Raw genomic sequence first — 319 nt, forward strand, 5'->3', positions numbered from 1 at the left:
TATCTACAAGGCCTCTTGGAACGACGGCTCGACGCAGACCACCAAACGAGTGCTTTACTACGAGAACGTCCGTGTGGGGAATGAAAAAGCTACGCTAGCGGAAATGAGCTCCAGTACAACTGCAGCTATGGCTCCTGCGCCGACTACTACATCTTCATCGGTTGTCTCTAGTCTGATGCTGGTTAACGCAGACACTGAGAAAGACATATTTACTTTAACCAACGGCGCTTCGTTGAGCTTCAGCGCGCTGGGCACCAGCAAGCTGAACTTCCGGGCTAACCTGGCCTCCTCGGTAGGAAGTGTGAAGTATACCCTGACC

The 319-nt window shown here is 52.4% G+C and carries 1 pseudogene; it reads left to right on the forward strand.

Annotation, left to right across the window (positions count from 1 at the left end):
* Positions 1–319: pseudogene (locus OB13_RS18225) on the forward strand (polysaccharide lyase); the annotation flags it as partial.

The sequence above is a fragment of the Pontibacter sp. HJ8 genome (assembly GCF_054824225.1).